This is a genomic window from Haemophilus sp. HMSC061E01 (genome assembly GCF_001810345.1).
Classification (GTDB): Bacteria; Pseudomonadota; Gammaproteobacteria; order Enterobacterales; family Pasteurellaceae; genus Haemophilus_D.
In genome coordinates this window covers 54,630-70,570 of record NZ_KV801016.1, presented here as the reverse complement: position 1 = coordinate 70,570, position 15,941 = coordinate 54,630, and the positions used below count along the sequence as shown (strand labels likewise).

The window sequence follows — 15,941 nt, the reverse complement described above, 5'->3', positions numbered from 1 at the left end:
AAAGGTGCACGAGATACCGAAGGACTCACCCCTTATGTTCCAACCGTTGAGCAGACTCAAGCGCTTGAAAACTATGCGAAATCTTGTGGTCTGACCAAAATTGTGACCATTTTATAAGCAAACATACCGAAAAGTAGCAAAAATATTCCGACTTTTTACCGAAAAACAAGTAGAATAGGACAATTTTATTCACTTACTTATCTAACCAACCTAGGGGAAAAAAATGGGTATTTTAGGTAGCGTTTTAGGCATTGTCGTATTACTGATCATTGCCGTATTATTTTCAAATAATCGTAAGGCGATTAATTTACGTACTGTATTAGGGGCTTTGGCGATCCAAATCGGATTTGCGGCCCTTATTTTGTATGTGCCGTTTGGTCGTGATGCATTGCAAGCGACAGCAAATGGTGTATCAAATGTTATCGCTTATGGTAATGAAGGGATTAACTTCGTCTTTGGTGGCTTAGCAGATCCTTCAAATGCCGGCTTTATCTTTGCGGTGAAAGTGTTACCAATCATCGTCTTTTTCTCTGGTTTAATTTCGGTGCTTTACTATTTAGGCATCATGCAAGTGGTCATCAAAGTGATCGGTGGTGCATTGCAAGCGGCATTAGGTACATCTAAAGCAGAATCAATGTCTGCGGCAGCGAATATCTTCGTTGGTCAAACTGAAGCACCTTTAGTAGTTCGTCCTTACATTAAAAATATGACCCAATCTGAATTGTTCGCTATTATGGCGGGTGGTACAGCTTCTATCGCGGGCTCAGTCATGGCAGGTTATGCAGGAATGGGCGTGCCGTTGACTTACTTAATCGCAGCATCTTTCATGGCTGCACCAGCAGGTTTATTATTTGCGAAAATTTTATTCCCACAAACTGAACAATTTAACGATAAACAACCTGAAACGGATGATAGCGAAAAACCAACCAACGTGCTTGAAGCAATGGCAGGTGGTGCGAGTGCAGGTATGCAATTAGCGTTAAACGTAGGTGCGATGTTAATCGCGTTCGTGGGTTTAATTGCTTTAGTTAATGGTATTTTAGGTGGTGTAGGCGGCTGGTTCGGTTACGGTGATTTAACATTACAATCAATCTTTGGTTGGATCTTCAAACCATTAGCTTACTTAATCGGTGTATCTTGGGATGAATCTGCCATCGCCGGTCAAATGATTGGTATGAAATTAGCCGTAAATGAATTCGTAGGTTACTTAGAGTTCGCGAAATACTTACAACCAGATACAGCAGTTGTATTAAGTGAAAAAACTAAAGCAATTATTACTTTCGCATTATGTGGTTTTGCTAACTTCAGCTCTATCGCAATCTTAATCGGCGGTATCGGTGGTATGGCACCAAATCGTCGTGGTGATGTGGCTCGTTTAGGTTTAAAAGCAGTTGTAGCGGGTACATTAGCTAACTTAATGAGTGCGACTATCGCAGGTTTATTCATCGAGTTAAGCGGCGTAGCAATGTAATTAAAATGTGGTGAATTTTGACCGCACTTTATCTCTCAACACCACGAATCATTCGTGGTGTTGTACTTTAAAGCAAGCGAAAACGTTTGCTTAAATGACTTTTTATTTATCAACAAGAGGAAAAAACAATGACTCCACATATTAACGCTCCTGAAGGCGCATTTGCAGATGTTGTATTAATGCCAGGCGATCCGCTTCGTGCAAAATACATTGCAGAGACATTCTTAGAAGATGCGAAAGAAGTGACCAATGTTCGCAATATGTTGGGTTATACCGGTACTTATAAAGGTCGTCGTATCTCTATTATGGGTCACGGTATGGGTATCCCATCTTGCTCAATTTATGCGAAAGAATTAATTACTGAATACGGCGTGAAAAAAATCATCCGTGTTGGTTCTTGTGGTGCCGTACGTATGGACGTTAAAGTACGTGATGTTATCATCGGTCTTGGCGCATGTACTGATTCAAAAGTAAACCGTATCCGTTTCAAAGATAACGATTTTGCTGCAATTGCTGATTTTGATATGGCACAAGCAGCGGTTCAAGCTGCGAAAGAAAAAGGTAAGCAAGTTCGCGTAGGGAATATTTTCTCTGCAGACCTATTCTACACGCCAGATTTCGAAATGTTTGATGTGATGGAAAAATACGGTATCTTGGGCGTAGAAATGGAAGCGGCGGGTATCTATGGCGTAGCCGCAGAATATGGTGCAAAAGCACTTTGTATCTGTACCGTTTCAGACCATATTCGTACACACGAACAAACTACTGCAGAAGAACGTCAATTAACCTTCAATGATATGATTGAAATTGCGTTAGAGTCCGTATTAATTGGTGATAAAGCATAATTTATCCGATTGATAAAATAAAAAAGAGCGGTCAATTTGACCGCTCTTTTGTTTTCTATGCTTGCTATTTTTCATACCAAATTCGGTTTACATAGAGCACGACTTTGCCAGAGGGTGTTTCCACATGGATTTCATCGTCAACGCCTTTCCCGATTAAAGCACGTGCGACGGGAGAATCAATGGAGATCCAGTTTTTAGCGGGATCGAATTCATCGCAGCCGACAAGGCGATATTGCTTCACTTCACCCTCTTCATCTTCTAGCTCAACCCATGCACCGAAAAATACTTTGCCTTCTTGTTTTGGGCTGTAATCCACGATTTGTAGCACTTCTAATCGTTTGGAAAGAAAACGCACTCGGCGATCAATTTCACGTAAGCGACGTTTGCCGTAAATATATTCTGCGTTTTCACTGCGGTCACCAAGCGCCGCGGCATCTGAAACCGCTTGGGTAACTTTTGGGCGTTCTTCTTTCCACAAAAATTTAAGTTCTTGGTCAAGCGCAAGCCAGCCTTGACGGGTAATGTAATTTGATTTTGCCATAATAAAAATAAAAGAAAATTTTTTGAATTATATTTGAGCCTGTTGTCTAAAACCAGTATTCTATTCCTGTTTTTCTTGAATCCTTTAATAACAAAGAAGTATGACAATGTTAAATCAACAAATTAGCCAAATTATTGCGGCAGAATTAACCGTTCAACCCCAACAAATCCTCGCGGCCATTCAATTATTAGATGATGGTAATACCATTCCATTTATCGCCCGTTATCGTAAAGAAGCAACAGGTGGCTTGGATGACACTCAACTTCGTCATTTTGAAACCCGTTTAATTTATTTACGTGAATTAGAAGATCGTCGTCAAACCATTTTGAAATCTATTGAAGAGCAAGGGAAATTGACCGATGAATTACGTGACAAAATCCAGGCGACACAAAGTAAAACTGAATTAGAAGATTTGTATTTACCATACAAACCAAAACGTCGCACCAAAGGGCAAATTGCGATTGAAGCCGGTCTTGAACCATTGGCTGATTTACTTTGGAACGAGCCGAAGAATAATCCTGAAACGGCAGCCGCTGAATTTGTAAATGCTGATAAAGGCGTAACAGACACCAAAGTCGCGCTTGATGGCGCACGCTATATTTTAATGGAGCGTTTTGCTGAAGATGCGGGTTTATTAGCGAAAGTTCGTGATTATTTAGCAAAAAATGCCGTTATCGTATCTAAAGTGATAGAAGGCAAAGAAACAGAAGGCGCAAAATTCCAAGATTATTTCGATCACCAAGAATTATTGAAAAATGTGCCTTCTCACCGTGCATTAGCCATGTTCCGTGGACGTAATGAGGGCATTTTACAATTAAGCTTAAATGCGGATCCTGAGGCAGAAGAGGGAAGTCGTCAAAGTTATTGTGAAGAAATTATTCGTGATTATTTAGATGTCCGTTTCACGGGGCAGCCTGCAGATAAATGGCGTGAGCAAGTGATTGCGTGGACATGGAAAATCAAAGTTTCGTTGCATTTAGAAACGGAATTAATGGCAAGTTTACGTGAAAAAGCGGAAGAAGAGGCCATTGATGTTTTTGCCCGAAATCTGACCGCACTTTTAATGGCTGCACCTGCTGGCGCGAAAAGTACCATGGGCTTGGACCCTGGCTTACGTACAGGGGTTAAAGTCGCCGTAGTAGATAACACAGGTAAATTATTAGATACCACCACCATTTATCCACACACGGGTCGTGAAGCCGAAGCGCAAGTGGCGATTTTCAGCTTGATCCGCAAACACAACGTAGAGTTAATTGCCATTGGTAACGGTACCGCTTCTCGTGAAACCGAACGTTTTGCGAAAGAAGTGATTAAAGAAATCAAAGAAAATAAACCTCAAACCGTTGTGGTGAGTGAAGCGGGCGCATCCGTTTATTCCGCCTCTGAATTTGCGGCAAATGAATTCCCGAATTTAGATGTCTCTTTACGTGGTGCAGTATCTATCGCCCGTCGTTTACAAGATCCATTGGCGGAATTAGTGAAAATCGAACCGAAAGCCATTGGTGTAGGGCAATATCAACATGATGTAAATCAAACCCAACTTGCGCGTAAACTCGATGCGGTGGTGGAAGACTGTGTAAACGCGGTGGGTGTGGATTTGAATACAGCATCCGCGCCATTGCTTGCTCGCGTGGCAGGGATGACGAAAACTTTAGCGCAAAACATTGTGGAATATCGTGATGAAAATGGTCGTTTTGAAAGCCGTGCAGAATTGAAAAAAGTGCCTCGTTTAGGGCCAAAAGCCTTTGAGCAATGTGCAGGCTTTATGCGTATTGCAGGTGGGAAAAATCCACTTGATGCTTCGGGTGTTCACCCAGAAGCTTATCCTGTGGTCGAAAAAATCTTGCAAGCGACAGCACAATCTATCCAAGATTTAATGGGCAATGCGGGAGTGGTACGTCAGCTTGATGCAAAACAATTCATTGATGAGCAATTTGGTTTACCAACGGTTCAAGATATTTTCAAAGAACTAGAAAAACCGGGGCGCGATCCGCGTGGTGAGTTTAAAACTGCCGTATTCGCAGAAGGCGTGGAAGAAATCACTGATTTAAAACCAGGTATGATTTTAGAAGGTACCGTCACCAATGTGACTAACTTCGGTGCATTTGTGGATATTGGTGTTCACCAAGACGGTTTAGTACACATTTCATCATTAAGCGATAAATTCGTTGAAGATCCACATCAAGTGGTGAAAACCGGCGATATCGTGAAAGTGAAAGTATTAGAAGTAGATGTGCCGCGTAAACGTATTGCGTTGACGATGCGATTAGATGAAAGTGCGGTCAAAAATGACGGCAAATCTGACCGCACTTTAAGTGCAAAACCAAGAAGTAATGCACCTCGCCAAGATCGTAATCCTAGAGGAAATAGTGCAATGGGTAATGCCTTTGCCGATGCGTTGAAAAATTGGAAAAAATAATTTCGTCATTTAGATGAACATTGTGGCCAAATAGGCGTACAATGAAGGGGATCTGGTCAATCATCCAATCCCCTTTTTTATTTCAACGAAAGGAATATTCTTATGGAAAAAGGTATTCTTGGGCCGCATGAAGGCAAGGAGCTGGAATTAATGTTAAGGGGCGAAAAGCAAGTGGCATTATTCAATCAGGAACTCGGCATTCCTGACGCCTTTCTCCCTTATCTTGAGCTAGGAATGCTTCATTCAAAAACAGTGCAACGTCATGTAAATGATGTTTGCTTAACCGATTTTATTGTCTATTTACCTCAATCTCTTGCACTCGCTGAACAAATGGAAGTGCTACTTCCTGCAAGCACTGTGAATGGTTTTGATCCCAAAGTGGAACGTGAAATCGGCCGAATTCTTGGCTACCCAGAAAAAGATATCGAATACTACATTCAGCATTTTCAAGATAATTTAGAGAAGTATCGGCAGCAGTATAGTTGATTGATAAAATAAAAGTGCGGTCAAAAACATAAGAAATTTTCGGTATTATGTAGCAGTTGCACAAAGTCCGAAAATTGACTAATTTACCGCATAAATTTGAATGCCTTTCCGAATGAAAATTGTGAAAGGTATTTCTTTTACCTCAAATTCTAACTTCAACCTCGCAATTTTTCACATCAATTTTCCATTTTTTCAAACTCAAGGCGTAACTATTCCGCTCAACCTTTATTCAGGTAAGCTATTTCTTTCTATATAATTCTATCTAAGTCTATTAACGCCTATACGATTCTATGCTGCCATCAGAATTTCATCGCATGCAGTTTGTTCTTCAAGTCGCTTAAAGTATTGTGATGAAATTTCGTTAGGTGCAAAGGCTTTCATACCGAGAAGCTCACCTTCGCGATGATTACCCTGCCAATAGCCAACCCATTCTTTGAATGGCAGAACCCATAAACAACGTTTGAGGACATCTTCAAAAAGTTTCCCGTTAGATTCTCGACGGTTATCTGAAAAGAATGCGGCTTGATTAGCATAGTGCAAGGCATATTTATTATCGACTTTATGATGTGTGCCACGCATTAAATCACGCATTCTTGCATTGAAGGATTCCGCAAGGTTATTATTTACACCTTTCGCACTATAAGCCTCTTGATGATTCACCGACCAACGGGTGTAATGAAAATCAAGACTTTTATAAGCAGGGTTTTCATCACACATAATATCACTGCCTGCTTTGACAAAGCGTTGATTTAATGCAAAAACAGTATCAGCATTTTCGGTGTAATCCATTGCGACAATGGTACGATTTGCTCCAGATATATTACTATCATTTGCAGCACGTTGTGTAATAGCGAATAGACAACGTTTAGTCGCTCTAAATTTAGGATATTTGCGACCTTTCTCATCGGCTTTTTGACGTTGTTTATAATTGTTTTTACGGAAATTAGTTGGGCGCAGGGTAAAGTTGATCAACATTCCATCTTCGTGAATTTCGCCTGACAATGGACTTAAATCGCGTGTTTTAAATAAGGCTTCGCGAACTTTCCCACAAAGTACAAATGCCGTTTTGTAGTTCAAATTAAGATGACGACTAACATCAATCGCACTAATGCCTTTTGAGCTATTTACCATCATTAAGATGACAGCAAGAATATCGACTAAATCAACTTTATGAAAGGCAAAGGCTGTATTTGTTGTAATATAAAAATGGCGTTTGCAATGTTTACAACACCAACGTTTACGAGAAGAAAGGAAATAGGCTTCGTGGCGAATACCACAATGCGGACAGCATACATCACGAACATTATCAGGGTTTCCCCAACGGTGAGTTTTTAAAAGGTAAAAAGCATCTTCTTCTGTAAGGCGTAAAATATCTTTTAAATTGATGTTTTTGGATTTGCTTGAAAGTAAATAATGTTGAGCCATTGCGAATTTCCTTGTGTAGTACAAGGCATTCGAGATTTGCTAAACGCCAGACATAAAAAATCGCCCACTTGAAAATTTCAAGTCGGCTCAAAGCGTTTATGCCTCGAATACCGTTACCCACAAGGAACTTGTGGAAGGCTCATTTAAAATGAGTGAAATTGCGATTGTTAAAACAGGAAATTTACAAGATGAAATTTGCTGCCACCTAAACATTCGCTACACACCTGTTAATGTGTATTAATTGGTGATTGAATAAAGTTGTATTCCTTGGCTAATTATATAATTTGTAGTAAGTTTTCCCTGCAAATTAGTGTAAATATAGTCCTTTGAAAATTTTTCGTCAAATAAAAAAAGCAATTCCTCACGAAGTTGCTTTCATCTATTATTTGTTATCGCTAGTGTCCGTAATTATTTATTCGATATTACAGGATTTTCGCCAAATTTATTCGATTCGGCACTACCTTGCACAACTCCGATGACGATTGAAATGATGATTGCAATCGCTTCACCAATAACAGGAATTAGCATAATTAACATATATAAAGTAAACCAACCCGATAAATTTATATCGTGTAATCTACGGACTGTTAGGGATATTGAAGGTGGTAAGGTAACAACAAAAACTACTAAAAAAAGTATTACTCCAATACCTGTAAAAGCAAAAGCACCTAAAATAGCGAATATTAACGCATAAAATAAAGTAAATCCCCAATACTCTTTTCGTCTAGCACGCCCTTTAAAGTTTGCATAGTTTTTAGTAAATGCTTCAATAAAGTATGTAAATAACGATTTTTCAATCATAACTAATCCTCTTAATGTGAACGTTTATTTTCAATATAATCTGTTGGATTATCAGCAGTTAAATCTTTTTTCCTATTAACCTGCTTGAGAAATGCATTTTTTGCTAGATGCCCTAACTCATGCGAAACTGAACCATAATAGAGAACAAGTAAAAATGGTAGCAACAAAATCTCAATAGGAAACGCTATAAATAATAATAACGAATCAAGGATTATTAAAAGCAATACTGTGACTAGATAAAAAACATAAAACTTTAAGAAATTATGTAAATTAGCCATTAGGAATAAGATGTTTTTCGGTATATTTAATAATTCTAACCATTTTCCAGTTAATGCATATCTAATGATTCCACATTGAAGAATTGGATTTGAGATCATGCCCCATATAAAGTAGATAAATAATGTTGCAATATAATCCTCAATGTAATCCGTAAGATAGCCTGTTAATCCGCCTTGTATAAATTCTAGTATATCTAAGAACAATCCTAGAATACCTTTTAGTCCTAATAAATAACAAAAAGCTGTTGGAACCATCCAATATATAATCGTAACTCCTGTTATTTGTAACCCTTTCAGAACTATTTTCTTTATTTGTAATGATTGCAACGGCTTATCTAGCATAATATCTTCAACCATCTGAACCTGCCATCCTTTAATAAATATTATGCCGAATGGATACTTTATAAATGGGAAAAATAGTAATAAAGGAATAATCCAAAGCTTCTTATAGAAACTTCTATCAGAAAAGAGATATACGTATCCTTCTTGATATTCTTTAAGCAAATTTTTAAACATTCTCGTGTTATACCTAAAATTTAAAGAGTATTGAGGACTTTGCAAGGCTGATTCTTGGTAATTACAATGGGTTTATATAAACAACTTCCACAAACACTTCCATATTGAAGGATATATAGTTTTTTACCATTAATCATAAATTCGTAAGTTGATGATGTGTATCCTTGATTATTTGATAAAGGAGATGAACATTTTTCACCTGCTTTACTCTCTTTAACAAAGATTTTATGGCGTTTTAATTCACTACTTAATAATTCGACTTGGTCGTAGTCATAATTTACTTCATTTTCTTGAATTAAAGTATTATGGTTTAATGCCTTGAAGAACATAAGATCAGATGTTTCCATCTTTATAGATGAACCTACTGCTTTACCTTGAGATAGATTAACCAAACTGTTATATAAAGATGAATCAGTGGTTTGCTCCGTTCTAAATGGATTGCCAACTCTTTTCTTCACAAATGTACCTTGTGAAATATCTCGAAGTCCCTCTGTAACTTCTGCACAAGAAGTTAATGATAAGGTTAGCATTACTACCTTAAATATTTTTCTCATAACATTTCCTTATTGATATTTCTTGATGCAAGAAGCCAAGCTTTTCTTGTAACTATGCCCTTGTTCAGTAATTACATCCGATACTAAGCATTGGTTGTTTTCACATTCCAGTTGATAGATTAAATCAATGGTTTTCTTCTTACTTTTTAGAGTGACATTTACCTGTTCCTTAATAATTTTTATGATAGGTTTTACTTCAACTTGATTTCTCACCATTCCATAGATCCAAAATTCGGAAAGGCATGTTCCGCCGTATTCATACTCATTTTCGTTATGAATATCTGTTGCTTTTATTTGCAAATCTGCAAACTCTTTTGTTGAGTAGCGTTCTAAATCATTGGTTTGATAGACCTTTGCAACGGTATCTACTTTAGCTTGCTCTAAAGGTGACAAAGCGAAAACGTTTATAGATACGAATACTGTAGATAAAGATAGAAGTAGCTTATTCATAATAAAAAACCTATAATGATTAACATAAGAAATTTAGGGAAATTTTCAGTAAGAACCCGCATTAAACCTAGCTATAATACATAATTTGGTTGTTTCGCTGTAGCAACTGGCAATCTCTATCAACTACCACTAGCAGTGGGTATTCAAGAAATTTTACAGGTACAAAATGAGTGTCAATGAGAAGATTCGGAAGTTCCGAGAAGCAAAGGATTGGTCGCAAGAACAGATGGCAGAAAAGCTGAATATGTCGTTAAATGGCTATGCTAAAATTGAGCGTGGTGAAAGTAAAATTTACCTAGACAAACTCGAACAAATTGCACAAGTATTTGACATTGATGTAATTGAGTTAATGCAATCAGATGGTAGGAATATCTGTTTTCAAATTGAATCGCCACAAGGTGCTGTGTATCAAGGTGTAGGCGAAGTTTCGTTATTGATTGAGGTTGAAAGATTGAAATCAGCACTTTCTCATGCAGCTGAGAAGGAGGTTTTGTTGAATAAGTTGCTTGAACAGAAAGATAGAGAGCTTAATACATTAAAAGAACTACTTAATGTAAAATTCTCTCCCATAGATGCTCAATAGTTTTTTATGCTTTATCTTATAAGCTTTAGGAGCATAGTAAATGTATGACTAGCTTGGGCGTATAAAGATAGTACGATAATCTAACGCATGAAATTTACTATTTATTGACAAGTATGTTTTTTTAATGTATTATTGAACGAGCTTGTTTTTAGACAGGAATCCTGTTCTTATATAAGAAGATAAGCTAGTTCTAAAGAGATTATAATTTTAATTGGATTAAAAAGGGCAATAGGTGGTTACTTATTGTCCTTTTTAATGAAAAAAATGAAAGATAGAAAGCCTAATTTAAAATTTCTTTTTGAATCTTATTTTAATAAAAAAGTTTCATTTGATATTTTTGAAAATATATCCATAGAAAAGAGTTATTATAAGATCTGTAAGGATCAAAAAGATATATATATTCCTAATGATGAGCTAAAATTAATTTTGTCGTTTTTATCTCATTTTATATTCAAAAGTCTTCCAATAGAAAATGATGTAGCCTTTGCCTATAGAAAAGGCATTAATGTTAAGGATTGCTTATTACCGCATGTAAATAGCAATTTTTTTTATAAAACAGATATAATAAACTTTTTCCCATCCATATCAACTTCTTTAATAAAAGAAAATCTTCATCAAGATATTTCAAAATTATCGTATTTAGATCAAGAAAACTTGATGTTTTATTTAGATAAAATATTAAGCTTAGTAACTATCGATGATAAGTTACCTATTGGTTTTCCTACATCTCCTTTTATTAGTAATTATATTATGAGAAAATATGATATAAATATAAAGTCTTTTTGTAATAACAATAACTTTATTTACACAAGATATTCAGATGATATTATTATTTCATCTAATGATGACATAGACAAAGATTATATAACAAGTAATATTAAGTCTATCTTACAACAAGAGTATAGTCCGTTTTATTTAAATAATTCTAAGACAAAAATTTTTACTAAAAAGAATAAAATAAAAATACTTGGATTAACAATTAACAATCAAGAAATTAGTGTAGATAGAAAAATAAAAGATGAAATTGAGGTGGGAATATATTTTTTCACAAAAGATAGATTAAAATTTATAGATTATTTTAGTGACAATGAACTATCAGCTAAAAGAAAATTAGCTGGAAATATTTCTTATGCAATAAATATAGAACCTGACTATCTACAAAAATTAGCTAGAAAATATGGATTATCAACAATAAAAGAAATTCTCAAGGTTAATTTATGAAAATGTTTATAAATATAAATAAACTACAACATATAGAAAATGGAATAATTAAGTTAGATATGACAGATAGAAATATTATCTGTATCGTGGGGAAAAATGGAGTAGGTAAAACAAGCATTATTAAATCAATGTATCTAACACAAGATATTGATGTATTTAAGGAAAATAAATCTTTATCCATAGATAAAGATACTACCATCTCCATATCTATTCATAAGAATGGTACTGAATTTGAATGTTTAAATTATTATTATGATAATAACATTCAGTATTTAAATACAAGAAATATAATCAAATCAAAATTATGCATCGAGTTACCAATACCATTTGGTAACCGTTTTACTACATACCCAACCTTATCAAAAATTGATCGTGATCTCAGAGAGATTTATCTTAAAAATCAATATAGTAAAGATGAAGATATTATCGAATTTTTAAATAAAATTTATCCCAATAGTAGTAAGTTTAATGAGCTTAAAAAAGTTGAAATTAAAGGTAAAAAATATTATTTCTTGACTAATAAAGATGGCGGGTATATTCGAGAGGACTATTTTAGTTCAGGGGAATATTTCATAATAAATATATATAAGATGCTCTCATCTGAAGAGCAAGATATTGTTATTATTGACGAGATTGATATTTCATTGGATGCTTCAACTCAAGTTAATTTAGTGAGAGAGCTAAATAATTTATGCAATAAATATCATAAGAAAATTATTTTTACTTCTCATTCTCTTGTAATTATGAAAACGCTATATAATGAATTTCGAACTCCCATTTATTACTTATCAAACGATAATGGAAAAATGAGAATTATTGAAACATCATATGGATTTGTTGCTGGAGAAATGTTTGGGTTTCAAGAGTATGATAAATACATTATTGTTGAAGATATTGTACTAGAAAAATATATCCAATATTTATTAGACTCCTTAAAAGGAGAATACCCTGAAAAGAAAATCAGAACACTTTATATTGGTGGTGCAGAAGAGGTAAAAGATTTTCTACAAGGTTCAAGGTTTAGTATTTTGAATAAAGATAAAAAGGATGTTATAGCTATTCTTGATGGAGATAAGAAAACAGTTAAGCTAAAAAATAGAATACTACATATTCCTTTTGATAGCGTAGAGAAAGAATTACTAAGAAAATGTAAGGGCAATGAGAAAAAATATAATCTTCCTTCTAATTTTGTTTACCCAGAAAACTTAAAGAATCCTAAAGTGTATTATGAACTTTTGATTAATACTGGATTTGAATATTTGTCTATTATTGAAATAATTGAGAGAGACTGGCCATCCGAAATCGAAGATGTAAAAGATAAAATATTAAATTTCCTAAAATGTTAAAATAATTATTGAAAAGCGAGTTTAGGATAAGCTCGCTTATTTATTAACTTACTGATTCATCATATAAAATTTGAGCTACTCTTTGCAAAATTCGTTTACTAGAATCAGTAATTACGCGATATTTCCCTATCAAACTAATTTCATCAGGAAGAAAATCATTTTGAGCAACATCTGAAATAAACATTTTACCTTCGCCACTCACGAGCCAATTCAAATTTACTCCTGCTTTAGCAATGCCTGTCATTCCTTCTGCATTGGGTTCACGTTCACCACCGATATAACCTTGCATCGTACGATAAGCTATTCCTGCCCGATCTGCAAAATCTGTAATTTTCCAATTTTTAGCTTCACAAACTTGTCTTAATCTTTCTGATATGCACATTTGAGCGTTCCATTTTCAATTTACAATTGACAAATTACGCAAATGAGCGTATATTTGTTTTCGGTTTAAACGCATTTTATCACGTTTGAGCATATTTAAAATCTCTATTAACATAAATTTTAAACAAGACGATGACTCAGCATTTCTTACTTTCTAGCAAAGCTCGCACGCTTTCTTCCTACGAGATTGCACAACTCTCGGAAGAAGAAGCGTATGATTTGCTTTGTGAATTAAGATGGGGTGGAAAAGAGTTCATCACTTGCCCTAAATGTGGGGTACAACACAAGCCTTATTATATTTCTACACGTAAACAATGGCGCTGCAAACATTGTAATCACACTTTTAGTATCACTTCTGGCACCATTTTTGCTAATCGCAAGAAACCGATCAAGGTTTATCTCTATGCTTTAATGGAATGGGTTAATGCCGTCAAAGGCTTATCATCCCTTCAATTAGCACGTAATGCAAAACTTAATCCTCGCACGGCATTTGTTTTATCACATAAATTCCGCAAGGCATTACTGGAAAGTCGTGATATGAAACCCCTTTCAGGTGTAGTGGATATGGACGGTACTTATGTTCATCCTGCACCACGTAAAGCAAATAAGAAATCTGACCGCATTGACTATCGTTTAAAAGAAAATCAGAATCCTGATAAACGTTGTGTCATGGTTGCACGTGAGCATTATTCGCCAGAAGAAAAAGCCAGTAATGCGCTGCATTGTGGGGCAAAACGCTCTCACGTTTTTGTGGCGCATACAGAATCGCAATCGGTAGTGAAAAATTTTGCCGATAAATTCATTAAACCGAATACGCAAATTAACACCGATGAAAGCACGGCTTATGATGTCTTGTTGCCTTACTATAACTTGAGAACTGTAAACCATAAAGAAGAATATCGCAGTGACTTAGGTGTAACAAACAATCAGGCAGAAAGTCTATTTAGTCGTTTCAAACGTATGTATTACGGACAAGTTCACCGAATTAGTAATGAATACCTGCTTAACTATGCTAATGAAATTGCGTACCGTGAGGACAATCGCCGTACCTCAAATAAAGTGCAGTTTATTGATGTATTAAGCCGATGTTTGAAAACCACCAACGATAACAATGAATGGTGCGGTTATTGGCAACGTAAAATTATTCATCAAGAAGTGATTTGGCAGTAGATATATGGCATATAACTTAGATAAGAAGCTCAAAGAATTTGAGTTTGAACGTAAACAGGTATTACATCATCTTGCGTTACTTGATGCGAACATTGCCACATTAAAACGTGCTATTGAGCTTACTCAACAGGAAAGTGATGTAGCCCTTTATAATACGGACAACTTTGTGTACCGTTCCAAATATAAGCTCTTTAAAGGGAAAATTCGTAAATACATCGTACAAATGATGCGAGAAGCACCCAATAAAGCCTTTACAATAGCTGAACTCACGCAACGCATTTTTGATATTGAACTAAATCCTGACACGCCATCTGCAAAGCACCTTGATTCTGTTCGTAAACAACTGAATGAGTTTTATAAAAGAGAATGGATTAATAGGGTTCAAATCAGCCGAAATGAGGTTCACTGGCAATGGAAACAAAAATAGCGGTATTTCTACCGCTATTTACTATCCTTACTCAAGTGTTCTCAATCGCCAATGTTGTGAGTTATCTATTAAGCATTTTTCCACTAACGATTTATACTTTAAATAGTTTAATGTACAAGCAATCGTTTGTGATTGTTTATACGGTATGACTTCTTCAATCTCTTGCCCATCTAACTTCATCGCCTGATATGTAATCTCCTTCACACTTAACCATTTTGAAGGCTCTTGTTTTAGTACCTGAGCAATCAACTGTTGAGGCGAAGTTTGGAAACGAAGATTTCTAAATTTGGGGTTTGAAGGTAAAGGCGGTTCTTCCCGACCTTTTGCGTGATTTAATGCCACACGATAGTCTGAAATCTTCCGATCAAGATCCTTTAATTCTTTATGGAGTTGCTTGATTTGCGCTGCAATTTCTTTCTTTTCGGTTTCAATTTCTTCAATCGCTTCTTCAAGCGCATTTTCCAAAGTTGATTTTTGTTTTGTCATTGACTATTCTTACCTTTCGTACATAAAAGATAAGAAAATGTAGCAGAAACAACAAATTAAATCTTTGTGCAACTGCTACATAATACCGGAAATTTTGACCGCACTTTTGTTTCCAAAGATGATTATTCTAAGTAAACCTTATAATTTCACATTCATTTTTCTGTAGAAATATCACTATAGATAGCATAACAAGTCAAAGTGGTAAATTAGGTAATTGTTTAATGTATACTAGATCGAAAGGAACTAATATTATTGTTAATAAGGTAAATTGATATGAATAAACCAAAAACTGTTTCAGTTATAGTAAATAATGAATTCTTATTAGTGACCTCTATTATTAGAGGGATGATTGGAATGACAGATCCAGATCAAGATTTTATTTTTAATCAAGTTGATATTACAGATTCATATTTTGGAAAGTTGGTTAGAGAAAAACTTGATGAAAGCAGAGAAGTATCCCTCCAGGAATTTCAAGCTATTTTTAATTCTGAGAAAATGAAGGGGTTACAAAAAAGACTTGAGGAAGAGATGAAAAAACGCT

At 35.4% G+C, this 15,941-nt stretch carries 18 protein-coding genes; 10 read left to right on the top strand and 8 right to left on the bottom strand.

The window, feature by feature from the left end:
* Positions 1–223: 223 nt before the first annotated feature.
* Positions 224–1,471, top strand: a complete 1,248-nt coding sequence (locus HMPREF2732_RS08775; protein WP_049369746.1) for a NupC/NupG family nucleoside CNT transporter — start codon at positions 224–226, stop codon at positions 1,469–1,471.
* Positions 1,472–1,599: 128 nt separating this feature from the next.
* Entirely contained in the window at positions 1,600–2,316 is a 717-nt protein-coding gene (gene deoD / locus HMPREF2732_RS08770) for a purine-nucleoside phosphorylase (protein WP_070592560.1), read from the top strand.
* 64 nt (positions 2,317–2,380) lie between these two features.
* Here the strand turns inward: deoD and greB are convergent, their stop codons facing one another.
* Positions 2,381–2,857 (bottom strand): transcription elongation factor GreB, encoded by a 477-nt coding sequence (gene greB, locus HMPREF2732_RS08765; RefSeq protein ID WP_070592559.1) that lies wholly within the window; start codon positions 2,855–2,857, stop codon positions 2,381–2,383.
* A gap of 106 nt (positions 2,858–2,963) precedes the next feature.
* Between greB and HMPREF2732_RS08760 the strand changes: the two genes are divergently transcribed.
* The gene (locus HMPREF2732_RS08760) at positions 2,964–5,276 is read left to right on the top strand and encodes a Tex family protein (RefSeq protein WP_070592558.1); all 2,313 of its coding nucleotides are present in this window, start codon (positions 2,964–2,966) and stop codon (positions 5,274–5,276) included.
* 102 nt (positions 5,277–5,378) lie between these two features.
* A complete protein-coding gene (locus HMPREF2732_RS08755; protein ID WP_049362435.1) occupies positions 5,379–5,762 on the top strand; it encodes a hypothetical protein in 384 nt (127 codons plus the stop codon).
* Between the two features lie 288 nt (positions 5,763–6,050).
* Here the strand turns inward: HMPREF2732_RS08755 and HMPREF2732_RS08750 are convergent, their stop codons facing one another.
* The 5 genes from HMPREF2732_RS08750 to HMPREF2732_RS08730 form a co-directional block, all read right to left on the bottom strand.
* Entirely contained in the window at positions 6,051–7,187 is a 1,137-nt protein-coding gene (locus HMPREF2732_RS08750; protein ID WP_070592557.1) for an IS1595 family transposase, read from the bottom strand.
* Between the two features lie 408 nt (positions 7,188–7,595).
* Entirely contained in the window at positions 7,596–7,988 is a 393-nt protein-coding gene (locus HMPREF2732_RS08745; protein WP_049367240.1) for a DUF805 domain-containing protein, read from the bottom strand.
* Positions 7,989–7,999: 11 nt separating this feature from the next.
* Positions 8,000–8,782, bottom strand: a complete 783-nt coding sequence (locus tag HMPREF2732_RS08740; RefSeq protein WP_070592556.1) for a DUF4013 domain-containing protein — start codon at positions 8,780–8,782, stop codon at positions 8,000–8,002.
* 20 nt (positions 8,783–8,802) lie between these two features.
* Positions 8,803–9,336, bottom strand: a complete 534-nt coding sequence (locus tag HMPREF2732_RS08735; RefSeq protein ID WP_070592555.1) for a hypothetical protein — start codon at positions 9,334–9,336, stop codon at positions 8,803–8,805.
* Positions 9,337–9,345: 9 nt separating this feature from the next.
* Positions 9,346–9,786, bottom strand: coding sequence for a hypothetical protein (locus HMPREF2732_RS08730; protein ID WP_070592553.1), 441 nt, complete (start codon positions 9,784–9,786; stop codon positions 9,346–9,348).
* A 166-nt stretch (positions 9,787–9,952) separates the two neighbouring features.
* Here HMPREF2732_RS08730 and HMPREF2732_RS08725 point away from each other — a divergent pair, with 166 nt between their 5' ends.
* From HMPREF2732_RS08725 to HMPREF2732_RS08715, 3 genes are all read left to right on the top strand, one after another.
* A complete protein-coding gene (locus tag HMPREF2732_RS08725) occupies positions 9,953–10,369 on the top strand; it encodes a helix-turn-helix domain-containing protein (RefSeq protein ID WP_070583648.1) in 417 nt (138 codons plus the stop codon).
* A gap of 255 nt (positions 10,370–10,624) precedes the next feature.
* Positions 10,625–11,590 (top strand): reverse transcriptase domain-containing protein, encoded by a 966-nt coding sequence (locus HMPREF2732_RS08720; protein ID WP_083304379.1) that lies wholly within the window; start codon positions 10,625–10,627, stop codon positions 11,588–11,590.
* The gene (locus HMPREF2732_RS08715; protein ID WP_070583650.1) at positions 11,587–12,936 is read left to right on the top strand and encodes an AAA family ATPase; all 1,350 of its coding nucleotides are present in this window, start codon (positions 11,587–11,589) and stop codon (positions 12,934–12,936) included. Before HMPREF2732_RS08720 ends, HMPREF2732_RS08715 begins: the two co-directional genes overlap by 4 nt.
* Positions 12,937–12,979: 43 nt before the next feature.
* On the opposite strand, the gene HMPREF2732_RS08710 is transcribed toward HMPREF2732_RS08715, so the two are convergent.
* Positions 12,980–13,318, bottom strand: coding sequence for a helix-turn-helix domain-containing protein (locus tag HMPREF2732_RS08710; protein ID WP_070583652.1), 339 nt, complete (start codon positions 13,316–13,318; stop codon positions 12,980–12,982).
* A gap of 131 nt (positions 13,319–13,449) precedes the next feature.
* On the opposite strand from HMPREF2732_RS08710, the gene HMPREF2732_RS08705 reads away from it, so the two are divergent.
* A complete protein-coding gene (locus HMPREF2732_RS08705) occupies positions 13,450–14,487 on the top strand; it encodes an IS1595 family transposase (protein ID WP_070592552.1) in 1,038 nt (345 codons plus the stop codon).
* Between the two features lie 4 nt (positions 14,488–14,491).
* Positions 14,492–14,914, top strand: a complete 423-nt coding sequence (locus tag HMPREF2732_RS08700) for a hypothetical protein (RefSeq protein ID WP_070592551.1) — start codon at positions 14,492–14,494, stop codon at positions 14,912–14,914.
* A 27-nt stretch (positions 14,915–14,941) separates the two neighbouring features.
* On the opposite strand, the gene HMPREF2732_RS08695 is transcribed toward HMPREF2732_RS08700, so the two are convergent.
* Positions 14,942–15,400, bottom strand: a complete 459-nt coding sequence (locus HMPREF2732_RS08695; protein WP_070592550.1) for a hypothetical protein — start codon at positions 15,398–15,400, stop codon at positions 14,942–14,944.
* Between the two features lie 273 nt (positions 15,401–15,673).
* Between HMPREF2732_RS08695 and HMPREF2732_RS08690 the strand changes: the two genes are divergently transcribed.
* On the top strand, positions 15,674–15,941 hold a 268-nt coding region (locus tag HMPREF2732_RS08690; protein WP_148129051.1), incomplete at its 3' end, for a contact-dependent growth inhibition system immunity protein.